Origin of the sequence: Burkholderia sp. IMCC1007 (assembly GCF_027257875.1) — a bacterium.
Lineage (GTDB): Bacteria > Pseudomonadota > Gammaproteobacteria > Burkholderiales > Burkholderiaceae > Burkholderia.
On record NZ_JAPVQY010000005.1, the window covers coordinates 150,978 to 165,729 of the forward strand.

General features: G+C 69.5%; 11 protein-coding genes and 1 pseudogene. 8 read left to right on the top strand and 4 right to left on the bottom strand.

The window, feature by feature from the left end; all coding sequences use genetic code 11:
- Positions 1-33 precede the first annotated feature (33 nt).
- The 5 genes and pseudogenes from gsiC (at position 34) to O1Q03_RS07530 (ending at position 4,761) form a co-directional block, all read left to right on the top strand.
- Positions 34-954, top strand: a complete 921-nt coding sequence (gsiC, locus tag O1Q03_RS07510; RefSeq protein ID WP_269502523.1) for a glutathione ABC transporter permease GsiC — start codon at positions 34-36, stop codon at positions 952-954.
- A 7-nt stretch (positions 955-961) separates the two neighbouring features.
- A complete protein-coding gene (gsiD, locus tag O1Q03_RS07515; RefSeq protein WP_269502524.1) occupies positions 962-1,855 on the top strand; it encodes a glutathione ABC transporter permease GsiD in 894 nt (297 codons plus the stop codon).
- A pseudogene (locus tag O1Q03_RS07520) lies at positions 1,855-2,916 on the top strand (DmpA family aminopeptidase); the annotation flags it as partial. The gene gsiD and the pseudogene O1Q03_RS07520, both read left to right, overlap by 1 nt.
- 89 nt (positions 2,917-3,005) lie before the next feature.
- On the top strand, positions 3,006-3,833 hold the full coding sequence (locus O1Q03_RS07525) for a M55 family metallopeptidase (RefSeq protein ID WP_269502525.1): 828 nt from the start codon (positions 3,006-3,008) through the stop codon (positions 3,831-3,833).
- Positions 3,834-3,981: 148 nt separating this feature from the next.
- Entirely contained in the window at positions 3,982-4,761 is a 780-nt protein-coding gene (locus O1Q03_RS07530; protein ID WP_269502526.1) for an AraC family transcriptional regulator, read from the top strand.
- A 282-nt stretch (positions 4,762-5,043) separates the two neighbouring features.
- Here the strand turns inward: O1Q03_RS07530 and pcaG are convergent, their stop codons facing one another.
- Positions 5,044-5,637, bottom strand: a complete 594-nt coding sequence (pcaG, locus tag O1Q03_RS07535; protein ID WP_269502527.1) for a protocatechuate 3,4-dioxygenase subunit alpha — start codon at positions 5,635-5,637, stop codon at positions 5,044-5,046.
- Positions 5,638-5,640: 3 nt separating this feature from the next.
- Positions 5,641-6,348 (bottom strand): protocatechuate 3,4-dioxygenase subunit beta, encoded by a 708-nt coding sequence (pcaH, locus tag O1Q03_RS07540; protein ID WP_269502528.1) that lies wholly within the window; start codon positions 6,346-6,348, stop codon positions 5,641-5,643.
- A 444-nt stretch (positions 6,349-6,792) separates the two neighbouring features.
- Here pcaH and pcaQ point away from each other — a divergent pair, with 444 nt between their 5' ends.
- The 3 genes from pcaQ (at position 6,793) to O1Q03_RS07555 (ending at position 8,651) form a co-directional block, all read left to right on the top strand.
- On the top strand, positions 6,793-7,779 hold the full coding sequence (pcaQ, locus tag O1Q03_RS07545; protein WP_269502529.1) for a pca operon transcription factor PcaQ: 987 nt from the start codon (positions 6,793-6,795) through the stop codon (positions 7,777-7,779).
- Positions 7,780-7,926: 147 nt separating this feature from the next.
- A complete protein-coding gene (locus O1Q03_RS07550; RefSeq protein WP_269502530.1) occupies positions 7,927-8,286 on the top strand; it encodes a type II toxin-antitoxin system RelE/ParE family toxin in 360 nt (119 codons plus the stop codon).
- A gap of 68 nt (positions 8,287-8,354) precedes the next feature.
- On the top strand, positions 8,355-8,651 hold the full coding sequence (locus O1Q03_RS07555; RefSeq protein ID WP_098552973.1) for an XRE family transcriptional regulator: 297 nt from the start codon (positions 8,355-8,357) through the stop codon (positions 8,649-8,651).
- 122 nt (positions 8,652-8,773) lie between these two features.
- Here O1Q03_RS07555 and O1Q03_RS07560 read toward each other — a convergent pair whose 3' ends face one another.
- Together O1Q03_RS07560 and O1Q03_RS07565 are read right to left on the bottom strand one after the other, a co-directional pair.
- The gene (locus O1Q03_RS07560; protein ID WP_269502531.1) at positions 8,774-10,048 is read right to left on the bottom strand and encodes an APC family permease; all 1,275 of its coding nucleotides are present in this window, start codon (positions 10,046-10,048) and stop codon (positions 8,774-8,776) included.
- Positions 10,049-10,179: 131 nt separating this feature from the next.
- Complete coding sequence (locus tag O1Q03_RS07565) at positions 10,180-14,706, bottom strand: DEAD/DEAH box helicase (RefSeq protein ID WP_269502532.1); 4,527 nt, start codon at positions 14,704-14,706, stop codon at positions 10,180-10,182.
- Between the last annotated feature and the right edge of the window lie 46 nt (positions 14,707-14,752).

The window sequence follows — 14,752 nt, forward strand, 5'->3', positions numbered from 1 at the left end:
AAGCCGCCGGCGCGTTGACCCGATCGGTGCCCCATGCTGAATTTTCTCGTCAAACGCCTGTTCGGCCTGCTGCCCACGCTCGCGATCGTCGCGGTGCTGGTGTTCCTGTTCGTGCATCTGCTGCCCGGCGATCCGGCGCGGCTCGCGGCCGGCCCCGAAGCCGACGACGCGACGGTCGCGCTCGTGCGTGCCGATCTCGGGCTCGACAAGCCGATGCCGAACCAGTTCGCGGACTTCTTCGTGAAGATCGCGCACGGCGATTTCGGCATGTCGACGCGCAGCAAGCGGCCGGTGTCGACCGAGATCGGCGAGCGGTTCATGCCGACGCTGCTGCTCACGCTCGTCAGCATGGTGTGGGCGACGGCGTTCGGGATGGCGATCGGGATCGCGTCGGCGGTGTGGCGCAATCGCTGGCCCGACCGACTCGGGATGACGCTCGCGGTGTCGGGCATCTCGTTTCCGGCATTTGCGCTCGGCATGCTGCTGATGGAGATCTTCTCGGTGAAGCTCGGCTGGCTGCCGGTCGTGCCGGACGGCACGTGGAAGAGCTACGTGCTGCCGTCGCTGACGCTCGGCGCCGCGGTTGCGGCCGTGATGGCGCGCTTCACGCGCGCGTCGTTCGTCGAGGTGCTGAACGAGGACTTCGTGCGCACCGCGCGCGCGAAGGGCGTGCACGAGCCGATGGTCGTGCTCAAGCACTGCCTGCGCAACGCGATGATTCCGGTCGTCACGATGATGGGCCTGCAGTTCGGCTTCCTGCTCGGCGGCTCGATCGTCGTCGAGGCCGTGTTCAACTGGCCGGGGCTCGGGCGCCTGCTGGTCGACGCGGTGACGATGCGCGACTACCCGGTGATCCAGGCGATCGTGCTGCTGTTCTCGCTGGAATTCATCCTGATCAACCTGACCGTCGACGTGCTGTACGCGGTCATCAACCCGACCATCCGGTTCAAGTGAGGCCAGCATGAACGCGACTGTCCAGCCCGCGGCGCCGGCCGCATCGAACGCGATCCGCACGCCGTGGCGCGAATTCTGGCGCAAGTTCCGCAAGCAGACCGTCGCGCTCGTCGCGGGCGGCTTCGTGCTCGCGCTCGTCGTGCTCGCGTTCGTCGGCCCGCACATCGTGCCGTTCGATCCGGAGAATTATTTCGACTACGACGCGCTGAACGCGGGGCCGTCGGCCGTGCACTGGTTCGGCGTCGATTCGCTCGGCCGCGACATCTTCAGCCGGATCATCACCGGCACGCGGATCTCGCTCGCGGCCGGCTTCTTCTCGGTCGCGCTCGGCGCGGTGATCGGCACGTTCTTCGGGCTGCTCGCCGGCTATTACGAAGGCTGGTGGGACCGCATCACGATGCGCGTGGCCGACGTGCTGTTCGCGTTCCCGGGCATCCTGCTCGCGATCGGCGTGGTCGCGATCCTCGGCAACGGGATGGTCAACGTGATCTGCGCGGTCGCGATCTTCAGCATCCCGGCGTTCGCGCGGCTCGTGCGCGGCAACACGCTGATGCTCAAGCACATGACCTACGTCGAGGCCGCGCGCAGCATCGGTGCGTCCGACTGGACGATCATCGTGCGGCACATCCTGCCGGGCACCGTGTCGTCGGTCGTCGTCTACTTCACGATGCGGATCGGCACGTCGATCATCACCGCCGCGAGCCTGTCGTTCCTCGGGCTCGGCGCGCAGCCGCCGACGCCGGAGTGGGGCGCGATGCTCAACGAGGCGCGCGCGGACATGGTGACGGCGCCGCACATCGCGGTGTTCCCGAGCCTCGCGATCTTCCTGACCGTGCTCGCGTTCAACCTGCTCGGCGACGGGCTGCGCGACGCGCTCGACCCGAAGCTGGAGCGCCGTTGATGCGGGCAGCACCGATGTGGACGGCGACGCTGCCAGCCGGGCCGCGCGGCACGATCGCCGACGTGCCGGGCGTGACGGTCGGCCATGCGACGCTCGATGCCGGCGGCGTACAGACCGGCGTCACCGTCGTGAAGCCGCATCCGGGCGACGTGTATCGCAGCAAGGTGCCGGCGGGCGCCGCCGTGATCAACGGCTTCGGCAAGAGCGTCGGGCTCGTGCAGGTCGACGAACTCGGCACGCTCGATACGCCGATCGCGCTGACCAACACGTTCGGCGTCGGCACGATCGCGCAAGCACAGGTCCGCGCGGCCATCGCCGCGAATCCGCAGATCGGCCGCGACTGGTCGACCGTCAATCCGCTCGTGTTCGAGTGCAACGACGGGTATCTGAACGACATCCAGGCATTCGCGGTGACGGCCGCGCATTACGACGATGCGTGCCGCACCGCCGCGCGCGACTTCGCACGCGGTGCGGTGGGCGCCGGGCGCGGGATGTCGTGTTTCGACCTGAAGGGCGGGATCGGCTCGGCGTCGCGCGTGGCCGTCGCGGCCGGCCGGCCGTATACGGTCGGCGCGCTCGTGCTCGCGAATTTCGGCCGGGTGCCGATGCTCACGCTCGGCGGCGTGCCGGTCGGGCGCATCGTCGCGCAACGACGGGCAGCGGCGGTCACGCATGCTGCGCCGCCCGAGCAAGGCTCGATCATCCTGTTGCTCGCGACCGATGCGCCGCTCGATGCGCGGCAGTTGTCGCGGCTCGCACGCCGCGCGGGGGCGGGGCTGGCCCGCACGGGTTCCGTGTATGGGCATGGCAGCGGCGACATCGCGCTCGCCTTCTCGACCGCCTACACGATCGCGCACGATGCATCGACGATCGCGCTGCCGGCCCTCGTCGCCGATGCTGCGCTCGATCCGCTGTTCATGGCCGCGGCCGAAAGCGTCGAGCACGCGATCGCCGACGCGCTGCTGCAGGCCGTGACCGTCGCCGGGCGCGACGGCCACGTGCGGCAAGCGTTGCGCGACGCGGTGCCCGATCTCGATCGCCTGTTCGACGAAAACAACGAAAACAACGAAAACAACGAAAACAACGAAAACAACGAAAGCAACGAAAGCAACGAAAGCAACGAAAGCAACGAAGGACGTTCGACCCAGTCATGAAGATCCTGATCTCGACCGATATCGAAGGCGTCGCCGGCGTGTTCGCCGCCGAGCAGACGCGTGCCGGCAACCCGGAATACGAACGCGCACGGCGCTGGATGACCGCCGAGGCGAACGCGGCGATCGAAGGCGCATTCGCGGGCGGCGCGCAGGCGGTGTGGGTCAACGACTCGCACGGCGGCTTCCGCAACCTGCTGCCCGACGGGCTCGATGCCCGCGCGCGCGTCGTGCTCGGCAAGCCGCGCCCGCTCGGGATGATGGCCGGCCTCGAACAGCAGCCGGACCTCGTATTCATGATCGGCTTTCACGCGAAATCGCAGACGCGCGGCGTGCTCGCGCATACGATCAACAATTTCGCGTTCACGCAGGTGTGGCTGAACGGCGTCGAGCTCGGCGAAGCCGGGCTTTACGGCGCGCTGGCCCGCGAATACGGTGCGCACGTCGCGCTGGCGTCGGGTGACGACGTGTTCGCCGAGGAAACGCAGCCGCTGTTTCCCGACGCACGTTTCGAGACGGTCAAGACGGCCGGCGGCGCATCGAGCGGCGATACGCTCACGCCGGCCGCGTCGTGCGTACGGATCGCCACCGCCGCACGCGAAACGGTCGCGCACGCGCTGTCGGCCGGCCGTCGTGCCGGCCCGCATCGACCCGCTCCGGCCGCATGCACGCTGCGCGTGCAGACGGCCGCGCTCGCCGATCTGTTCTGCGTGCTGCCGACGATCGAACGGATCGATGCGGTAACGTTGCGCTTCGACGGGCCTTCGGTCGAACATGTGGTGCGCACGCTGAACAGCCTGTCGGCGATGTCGTTCATGTTGCGGTAACGCGTGTTTTCGCTCCGATGAAGTCGCTATCCGGCCGATTCGGCCGTCGGGTCGCGCGGCCATCCGGCTGCGCAAGCGCGGAGCGGATCGTAGACCGGTCGAAGGTGACCCGCCTTCGATATCGGATATTCATGATGGAATTCGGGCCTTGAGAAATACGCTGTTAGATCCCTTCGAACACATTCCGCGTAGCGTGGTCGTGACCGCCAACGACTACGCGGCCGGTACGACGTTTCCGGAGCACGCGCACGGGCGCGGACAGTTCGCGTTCGTATCGCGCGGCACGCTCAGCGTGTCGACGCCGCACGGCCGCTGGCTGGTGCCGCCGCAGCGCGCGTGCTGGGTGCCGGCCGGCGTGCGACACGAAGCCGCGATGACGGCCACGGTTACGCTGTTCAGCACCTTCGTGACCGACGACGCGGCCCGCGCGGCGGGCCTGCCGGACGAGTGCGGCGTGTACGGCGTGTCGCCGCTGTTGCGGCAACTGATCGACGATGCGGTTGAGCTGCCCGCGATGTACGACGTCGACGGTCGCGCGGGCAAGCTGATGGCGCTGCTGCTCGCGGAGATCGCGACGATGCCGCGGCTGTCGCTGCACGCGCCGCTGCCGACCGACGCGCGCCTCGCGAAGATCTGCCGGCACCTGTTCGCGTCGCCGTCGATCGCGGCCGATCTCGACAAGGTAGCGACCGATGCGGGCGTGAGTCGGCGTACCTTCACGCGGCTGTTTCGTGCACAGACGGGCGTGAGTTTCGCCGCGTGGCGTCAGCAGGTCTGCATGCTGGCGGCGATTGCGCGACTGAGCGACGGGCAGCCGGTGACGCGGGTGGCGCTGGATCTCGGATACGCGAGCGCGAGCGCGTTTACGTCCGCGTTCCGGCGCATCCTGGGCGACACGCCGAGCCGGTATCTGGAGATTCGCCGGTAGGCGGAGCGGTGGCGGTGGCGGCAGCGGCGGCGTTTTTCCGCGCGCGAACAAAACGCGCCTGCCGGATTCGGTCAGACGCGCCTGAAGGCACTCGGTCAGAAAAATGCGCGAACGGCGCCTGCGACCCGGCATGCTGCAAAGCAGCATCGAACGATGCCGTCGTACAACGAAAAACCGCCGCGTGATGCGATGCCGGTCGGTATCGCGCCACGTGGCGGTTCCGGGCACAGCCGGCCTGCGCCGGCTCATGCCGCTTCGTGCCCGTTCGTGCCGTTCAGTGGGTCAAACGTCGAAGAACACGGTTTCTTCAGGACCCTGCATGCGGATATCGAAGCGATACACGACGGGGCGGCCCGGCTGCGCATCGCGCTTCGCGACGAGCGTCGCGCGGCGCTCGGCCGGCACCTCGTTCAGCACCGGATCGGCCGCGTTCGCCGCGGCTTCGTCGTCGAAATACACGCGGGTGAACGCATGCGTCAGGATCCCGCGCATCATCACGGTCACGTTGATGTGCGGTGCTTCGTCCGCGGCGATGCGGCCCGGCTTCACCGTCTGCACGACGAAGCGCTGCTGCGGATCGGTGCCCGTGCCGACGCGCGCGAAGCCCGTGAAGCCGGACTTCGCGATGTCGTCGCGCGATGCCGGGTAGCGGCCCGCGCTGTCCACCTGCGTGAATTCCAGCACGGCGTCGCCGACGATGTTGCCGTCGCCGTCGAACACCTGGCCGATCAGCAGCACGTGTTCACCTTCGGCGTGCGGTGCGGCGATCGCCGGCGTGAACAGGCTCTTCAGGTCGTAACCGTATTGTTCCGGACACAGGCCGTATGCGAAGTACGGGCCGACCGTCTGCGAAGGGGTTTGCTTCAGCGTCGTCATGGTTCAGCGCTCCATCGGGGTGGCGTCGCGGCCGCGCAGCACGATGTCGAATTCGTAGCCGAGCGCATAGCCTTCTTCGGTGATGTCCATCGAGAAGCGCGAGATCAGGCGATCGCGCGCGGCCTCGGGCGTGCCCTGGAAGATCGGGTCGTACGCGAGCAGCGGATCGCCGGGGAAGTACATCTGCGTGACGAGGCGCGAGCCGAAGTAGTCGCCGAACAGCGAGAAGTGAATGTGATTCGGGCGCCACGCGTTCGGATGGTTGCCCCACGGATACGCGCCGGGCTTGATCGTCAGGAAGCGGTAGCGGCCTTCGTCGTCGGTCAGGCAGCGGCCTGCGCCGAGGAAGTTCGGGTCGAGCGGCGCGTCGTGCTGGTCGACCTTGTGCACGTAGCGGCCGGCCGCATTCGCCTGCCATACCTCGACGAGCGTGTTGCGCACCGGCTTGCCGCCTTCGTCGAGCACGCGGCCCGTGACGACGATGCGCTCGCCGAGCGGCTCGCCGTTCTTCACGGCGTTCTTCGTCAGGTCGTGGTCGAGCGCGCCCAGATCTTCGGCACCGTAGACGGGTGCGTACTGGTCGCGCAGCTTTTCCTTCAGCGGGATCATCGGGCGCGTCGGGCCGCGCTTCACCGACGAACGGTATTCGGGGTGGACATACGCGGGATGCGACGGCCAGTCGCGCGGCGTGAGGATCTTAGGGGAATCCATCGGGCGTCTCCTGATAGGTATCTCGAAGTGGATGACGCCACTTTAACCAATCCGGAAAGTTATGCAAAATGACCTTTTTTAGCGAATCGCATAACCGTTCGTTATGCTCGGCCGCGCCAATGAAAATCCGCCGGACACGTTGCCTGTCCGGCGGAAAAAGCGATCGGGCTTCGCGTCGTCGGTGACGACTCCGTGCACGGCCCTCCAGCCAGCCCGTCGCTGTTTTTTTGATATGTCGTTGTTGTTATTCAGTCTCCCCGGGCGTGCCCGCGTTGCATCGTTACCGGCAGCAGCGGGGACGGCGTTGCTGATCGCGAAGCGGGTGTGGGAGCCGACCGGCTTCCACGCATTGCGGCGCCCCGCGTGACGTAGCGCCGAATGCTTGGGACTCTCCGGAAAGTTATGCAAAATGGCATTCCATCGACCTCCGCATAACCGCTCGTTATGAATAACCGTATCGCCGACGGCCGCGTCAAATTCCGGCACCTGCAGTGCTTTCTCGCGGTCGCGCAGCTGGGCGGCGTGCAGAAGGCGGCCGAAAGCCTGTCGATCACGCAGCCGGCCGTGTCGAAGACGATTGCCGAGCTCGAATCGATTCTCGGCGTGAAGCTGTTCGAGCGCGGGCGGCACGGCGCGCAGCCGACCCGCGAAGCGCAACTGTTCATGCCGCATGCGAACGCGTGCGTGCTGGCGCTGCGGCAGGGCGTCGGCTTGCTGTCGCGCGAGGGCGGGGCTGCCGCGGCAACGCTGGAAATCGGCATGCTGCCGACCGTTGCCGCGTCGCTCGCGCCCGCGCTGATGAAGGCACTGGCCGCGCGCTGGCCGCGCGTCGTCGTGCGGATCGCGACGGCCGCGAATGCCGAGCTGCTGGAGCGCCTGAAGGCGGGCGCGCTCGAATGCGCGATCGGGCGCCTGTCGGAACCGGAGCGGATGATCGGGCTCGCGTTCGAGCAGTTGTACAACGAGCCGCTCGTCGCGGTCGTGCGCGCCGGGCATCCGCTGCTGGCCAGCGCCGCACCGGCCGCCGAACTCGCGCGCTATCCGGTCGTGCTGCCGCCGTTCGGTACGTTGATCCGGCAGTCGGCCGAACAACTGCTCGGCGCATGCGGCGCGCCGCCGCTGGATTCGTTCATCGAGGTGCTGTCGGTGTCGGTCGCCCGTGCGCTCGCGCTCGAGAACGATGCGGTCTGGTTCGTGCCGCTCTATGCGGCGGAGTACGACCTGTCGGCCGGCGCGCTCGCGCGTCTCGCGCTGCCGGCCGCGGGTACCGACGAACCGGTCGGCCTCGTGCTGCGCACCGATGCGCAGCCGTCGCCGGTCGCGCGGACGCTGATCGACGCCGTGCGTGAAATCGCGCGGGCGCGGTTCGGCGATGGGCGCGCGCCTCGCGCGCCGCGCGGTGCGCGCAAGCCGGCTCGCCGCGCGCGGTGAGACGCGGCGATGCCCGGCGCAAGGGCGGCGCGTTACGCGTCAGCCGGCAGCATTCCGCCCACGGTGTTTCGCTGGCCATTCGGTCAGTAGCGGGCTGCGTCGTGCTTGGCATATCGTATCGTTTTTGGTACGATTCCTGGCAAGACGATGACGAGACAGCAGATTCAGGTCACGCTCGGCGTGCGCTTCTTTCGCACGGCCTGTGGCAACGAGCCGGTGCGTGACTGGCTCAAGCGGCTCGGGCACATCGAGCGAAGGGTGATCGGCGAAGAGATCAAGACCGTTCAACTGGGCTGGCCGCTCGGCATGCCGCTGGTGCGGAAAATGGCGAGGAATCTCTGGGAGATCCGCGTGACGTTGCCGCAACGAAGCGCGCGCGTGCTGTTCACGGTCGTCGGCGACACGATGGTCCTGCTGCACGCGTTCTTCAAGCAGTCGCAGGCGACGCCGTCCGACGATCTCGACGTGACCGTCGCCCGGCTGAAAGCGCTGACGCGCGCCATCTGAATTCACGGCTTGTGCCGGCGCGTACCGTCGCCGCGGTCAGCCGGCAACGCGATGCATTGGAGTACCTCATGACGACCACGAACCATCCGCACATCGGCAGCGATTTCGATACCTTCCTCGACGAGGACGGCCATCTCGAAGCCGCCACCGCCACCGCGATCAAGCGCGTGATCGCGTGGCAGATCGCGCAGGAAATGAAGGCGCAGCACATCACGAAAACGGCGATGGCCGCGCGAATGAAAACCAGCCGCGCCGCGCTCAACCGGCTGCTCGACGAAACCGATACGAGTCTCACGCTCGCAACGCTCGCGAGCGCGGCCACCGCACTCGGCAAGCGGCTCAGCTTCGAGCTGGTGCCGGCGTGACGCACGTCACGCGGCCGGCGAGCCGCCGCGCAACTGGCGGGCGATGAACGCGCGAGCGGTCGACCGGCGCGTCGCAGCGATCGCACGCGCGATGATCGTCACCGCACGGGGCACCGGCGCCGTCAATTGCGCCGGGCGCCGATCCGCAGATAAAGCAGCGCACCGCCCGCGAGCAGCAGCGGGCACAGCAAATACCATCCCGTCGTCAGGAACAGCCCGGCCACGGCGACCAGCGATACCGCCGCGCAGCGATACGCGAGGCTGCCGCGCGGCAGCAACTTCAGCGCGGCGGCCGCACCGAGCCCGTACACCATCACGAAGCAACCGGACGTGACCAGCACGAGCGGTGTCGGCCCGACGTCCGAGAGGGTCGTCGCGGCCAGCGCAATGGCCGCGAGCAATGCAATCACGCCGAGGCTGCGACGCGGCACGCCGCCCACTTGGCTGCCTTGCGCAAGCCACGCCGGCAGCGCGCCGTCGCGGCCGAGCGCCGCACCGAGCTTGGCCGCGCCCGCGAAATACGCATTCATCGTGCCGAGCGTGAGCAGCAGCGCGGCTGCCGCTGCCAGCACCTGCGCGTGACCGCCGATGCCGCCCGCGATCAGTTCCGCAAGCGGCGCACCCGATGCGCCGGCCGATGGCCCGAGCACCGCGACGCTCGCGGCGGCGACCGACAGATACAGCAGGCCGACGACCACGACCGCGATGCCGGCCGAGCGCGGCATGTCGTGCGCGGGCCGGCGAAATTCCGCGGCGAGGTGCGTGATCGCTTCCCAGCCCGCGAAGCTCCACACGAGCAGCGCGGCGGCCTGGCGGACCGCGAGCCAGCCGTGCGGCGCGAACGGATGCAGGTTCGCCGCGCGCGCATGCGGCGCGGACGCGAGCACGGCGGCGAGCAGCAGCGTGACGAGCAGCGCCGACAACACGAGCTGCATGCGGCCCGACACGGTAACGCCGAAAGCATTCGCGGCCGAGACCGCGGCGATCAGCGCGACGGCCGTGACGACGACGGTCGTGGGGCCGCCGCCCGTGACGGCCGCGACGTACGCGCCGCCGAACATCGCGGCGGCCGGCGCGCCGGCCGGCACCGCGAAATAGAAGCACCAGCCGACGATCGCCGCGGCCTTCGGCCCGAATGCGCGTCGTGCATAGGTCGATACGCCGCCGGCATCGGGATAGCGCGCGCCGAGTGCGGCGAAGGTCGCCGCAAGCGGCCCCGACAGCACGACGAGCGCGGCCCACGCGAGCAGCGAAGCCGGGCCCGCGACTTCGGCGGCGAGCGCGGGCAGTGCAATGACGCCGGTGCCGAGCACCGCGCCGATATACAGCGCAGCGCCCTGGAAAATGGTCAACGAGCCGGCGTGATGAACGGCGGGCGAATCGGCATGCGATGGCATGAAGGGATGTCTCCGGAACACGTGTGTCGGGCATGGATGCCCGTACGTCGAATCGTTCGATGCTATCCGAACGCGCGCGACGCTGCAGCCCGGCGTTCAGTAGTCCGCGACGTGTCGCCTGTCAGTCGCTGTCAGTAACGGCGCGCGAGCCGCAGGCGCGCATCTTCGCGCGCGGCGGGCGTCAGGTCGGGCACGTAGTGGAACGTGCCCGATACGAGCGACGCGACGGGAACGCCGTCGCGGAACAGCACGCGATTGCCCGCGAGCGCGGGCACCTTGTCGCCGGGCAGCAGCGTGCCGGCGAGGTTCAGCGGATCGGCGCCGGTCACGCACACGTACTGGCCGTCGCCCGGCTGCCGGCGCAGTTGGCGCAGGACCGGGATCGCTTCGGGCAGCGCGAACTGCTCGCCCGCGAGCCCGGCAACGAAGCGCCCGCCGCGAATCTCGCCGCGCGCTTCGAGACGCTGCAGGACCCGCACGAGTTCGCGCCAGCTCGGCAGCCAGTCGGCTTCGCGTTCGAGCAGCCGCCAGAACACGACGCCATAGCGGCGCAGCAGCGTCCACACGATGTGTTCGAGCGCTTCGGGGTCGGTCGCGGCCATCCCGCGTTTCGGCGCCGGCGCGTCGTCCGGCGGCGCCACGCGTTGCACGAGCGCCCAGCGGCCCGCATCGTCCATGCCGCCGATCAGCGCGCCGCCGCGCCGCGTGCGCGGCGCATAGGTCGCGCTGCGCTTGACGGCCGGCCTCAGCAGCGCACGCAAGCCCGCGAAGCTGTCCGCGTTCACGAGGCCGGCCGACACCAGTTCGCCGAGCGCCTGTTCGAGCTCGACGGGCAGCATGTGCAACTCGTCGAGCAGCGCATCGAAGAACATCGCGCCGTGCGCGGCAAGCGCATCGCGCACCTGCGTCGCGCGTGCGGACAGCGCCGGTTGCGCATCGGGGTCGCGCAGCGCCTGCCATGCGCCGAGGTGGCGGCGCGGCAGCAGCACGACCGGCGTCGTCTTCACGGGCGTGCCGGCCGCGCGTGCCGGTGCACCGATGCGGGTCCACACGAGCTTGCCCGAGCGGCACAGCTCGTCGAGGCCGCCGGCCGTGTAGTCGGTCAGCCGTGCTGGCAGCAGCGCGTCTTCCCATGCGCCGGCCGCGGCTTCGTAGCCTTCGAGCTGTTCGACGACGGCCGCGAGCGCGTCGCGGCCCGAGCCGCGCGTGTCGGGTGTCAGGTGTTGCCAGTGAAACAGGAAGCGCATGAAATCGGCACGCTCGACCGGTTCGATCTCGCGGCGCAGCCGCTTGACCGTATAGCGATGAATGCGCGCGAGCAAGTGGCGTTCGCACCATTCATCGACTGTCGCGCCCGGCGTGAAGCGGCCGCGCATCACGTAGCCTTCGCGTTCGAGCGTCGCGAGCGCGGTTGCGATCGCGGTAGGCGGCAGGCCGAGCGGCTGCGCGATCGCATCGAGCGCAAGCGGCCCGAAGCCCGTTAGCCGCGCGCGGATCACGTCGACGAGTGCGGCATCGGCTTCCCACGGCTGCGCGCAGGCGGCCGGCACTTTCAGCACGGGCGCCGTGCGCGCGTCGGGGTGCAGCGCGCGCAGGCAGACCAGCCGTTCGACCGGCACCCACAGCGCCGCGCCATCCGGCGTAATCAACTTCGTCGCGCGCCGGCGTTCGGCCAGCTCCGCGAGGCGCTCGGGCCAGCCCTCGTGCGCGTGCGCTTCGTGATCGGCGACGCAGGCGAGCGTGAGCAGCGCGTCGTGCATTTCGTCGGCGTCGCGCACGAGCGGCCATGCTTCGTCGCGCACGGCATCGATCGCATCGGCGTCGAGCGCGCCGAGATCGTCCGCCGATTCGGGGTCGCTCCAGCGGCGCGCCTGCACGGCCTGCGTGCGGCGTTCTTCGATCGGCGCGTCGTCGAGGAACGCATACGGCTTCGCGTTCAGGATTTCGGCCGCGAGCGGCGACGGCGCGGGCAGGTCGCGCGCGACCAGCTCGATCGCGCCGCTTTCGATCCGGCGCAGCAGCGCGAGCCAGCCGTCGGTATCCATCGCGTCGTGCAGGCAATCGTCGAGCGTCTGGTCGACGAGCGGGTGGTGCGGGATCTCGCGTTCGCCGACGACGTTCTCGAGGCATGCGGCCTGATCCGGGAACACGCTCGCGAGCAGATCCTCGCTCTTCATCCGCTGCAGTTGCGGCGCGGTGCGCCGGCCGCCGGTGAAGCGCGGCAGCGCGAGCGAGGTCGTCGCGTTCCAGCGCCAGCGCACGCCGAACAGCGGTGCGTCGAGCAGCGCCTGGACCAGCACGTGCTCGGCGCTGGCCGAGCGCAGGTAGCGCCACACTTCGTCGAGCGCGAAGCTGTGCGCGAGCGCCAGCGACAGGATGATCGCGTCGTCGGTCGCGGCCGCCTGCAGCTCGAAGTTGAAACTGCGGCAGAAGCGCTTGCGCAGCGCGAGCCCCCATGCGCGGTTGATGCGGCTGCCGAACGGTGAATGGATCACCAGCTGCATGCCGCCCGATTCGTCGAAGAAGCGCTCCATCACGAGCGTGTCCTGCGTCGGCAGCGCGCCGAGCGCGGCGCGCGTGCGCGCGAGGTACTCGGCGATCTGGCGTGCCGCGTCCGGGGCCAGGTGCAGATCGTCGGCGAGCCAGCGCAGTGCCGGCGCGAGGCGACTTTCGGCGGTGCCGGCGACGGTGGCGGGGACGTCGGCACCGCTTTGCGCGGTAACGGCGATCGTGCCGGCATCCGCGCGTTTTTTGGCGTTGCGGCGCGCGCCCGGTTTCCCGGCTGCGTCGCTGTTGCCGTTTTCGTCGCCGCCCGCACGCTTGCGCGCACCGGCCTTCGCGAGCCGGTCGCCTTCGGCGAACAGCGCGTCGAGCCGGGCGCGCAACCGGCCGACGGCCGCCGACAGCTCGTCGCTGCGCCCGGGCGCCTCGCCGAGCCAGAACGGGATGCTCGGCGACTGGCCTTGCGCGTCCTCGACCCGCACGCGGCCCGTCTCGACGCGAATGATCCGGTACGACTGGTTGCCGAGCTGGAACACGTCGCCGGCCAGGCTCTCGACCGCGAAATCCTCGTTGACGGTGCCGACCTGGATGCCCTGCGGTTCGAGCAGCACCGCATAGTCGGCCATGTCGGGGATCGTGCCGCCGGACGTCGTCGCGGTCATCATCGCGTTGCGGCGCCCGCGCACCGTGCCGCCGACCACGTCGCGGTGCAGATACGCGCCGCGCACGCCGCGGCGGCTCGTGAAGCCTTCGGCGAGCATCTTGATCACGTCGTCGAAGCGTTCGCGCGGCAGCTGCGCGTACGGCGCCGCGCGCGTGAAGCTCGCATACAGCGCGTCTTCCTGCCATTCCGCGCACGCGACTTCGGCGACGATCTGCTGCGCGAGCACGTCGAGCGGCGCGTCCGGAATCCGCAACGCATCGAGTTCGCCGCGTTGCACGCAGTCGAGCAGCGCCGCGCATTCGACGAGCTCGTCGCGCGACAGCGGGAAGAGGCGCCCCTTCGGCACGCCGCCGACGTGGTGCCCCGAGCGGCCGACGCGCTGCAGGAACGGCGCGATGCCGCGCGGCGAACCGACCTGGCAGACCAGATCGACGTCGCCGATGTCGATGCCGAGTTCGAGCGACGCGGTCGCGACGAGGAGCTTCAGTTCGCCGCGCTTCAACCGCTGTTCCGCTTCGAAACGGTGTTCTTTCGCGAGACTGCCGTGGTGCGCGGCGATCGCGTCCTTGCCGAGGCGCTCGGCGAGATGGCGCGCCATGCGCTCCGCGGTGCGCCGCGTGTTCACGAACACGAGCGTCGTGCGATGCGCGGCCGCGAGCGCGGCGATCCGGTCGTACACCTGTTCCCACACGTCGGTCGCCATCACCGGTTCGAGCGGTACGTTCGGCAGTTCGAGCGCGAGGTCGCGTTCGCGCGTGTGGCCTGTGTCGACGATCGTGCACTCGCGCGGCGCATCGGCCGGGCCGCCGACGAGAAAGCGTGCGACCGCGTCGATCGGCTTCTGTGTTGCCGACAGCCCGATGCGCGGCAGCGTGCTGCCCGTCAGCGCGTCGAGGCGTTCGAGCGACAGCGCGAGATGGCTGCCGCGCTTGGACGATGCGAGCGCGTGGATCTCGTCGACGATGACCGAGCGCACGCCCGACAGCATCTGCCGCCCCGATGTCGACGACAGCAGCACGTACAGCGACTCGGGCGTCGTCACGAGAATGTGCGGTGCGCGCTTGCGCAGCGCCGCACGTTCGGCCTGCGTGGTGTCGCCGGTGCGCACGGCGGTGCGGATCTCCGGCACCGGCAGCCCGAGTTGCGCGAGCGATTGGGCGATGCCGGCGAGCGGCGCGTCGAGGTTCACGTGGATGTCGTTCGACAGCGCCTTCAGCGGCGACACGTACACGACGAGCGTCGCGTCGGGCAGCGCGCCGTCGTGCGCGAGCGCATCGCGCACGAGATCGTCGAGCGCGCACAGGAACGCGGTGAGCGTCTTGCCGGAGCCGGTCGGCGCGGCGACGAGCGTCGAGCGGCCGGCCTTGATGTGCGGCCACGCGAGCGCCTGCGCACCGGTCGGTGCGGCGAACGCGCGGCGGAACCACGCGGCCACGGCCGGGTGGAACACGTCGAGCGCATGGGCGGCGGGGCGGGTGGCGGTGACGTCCATCGGAGCGTTGAAATGGGGTGCGAGCGCGCGGGCGGCCGTGCGTGAA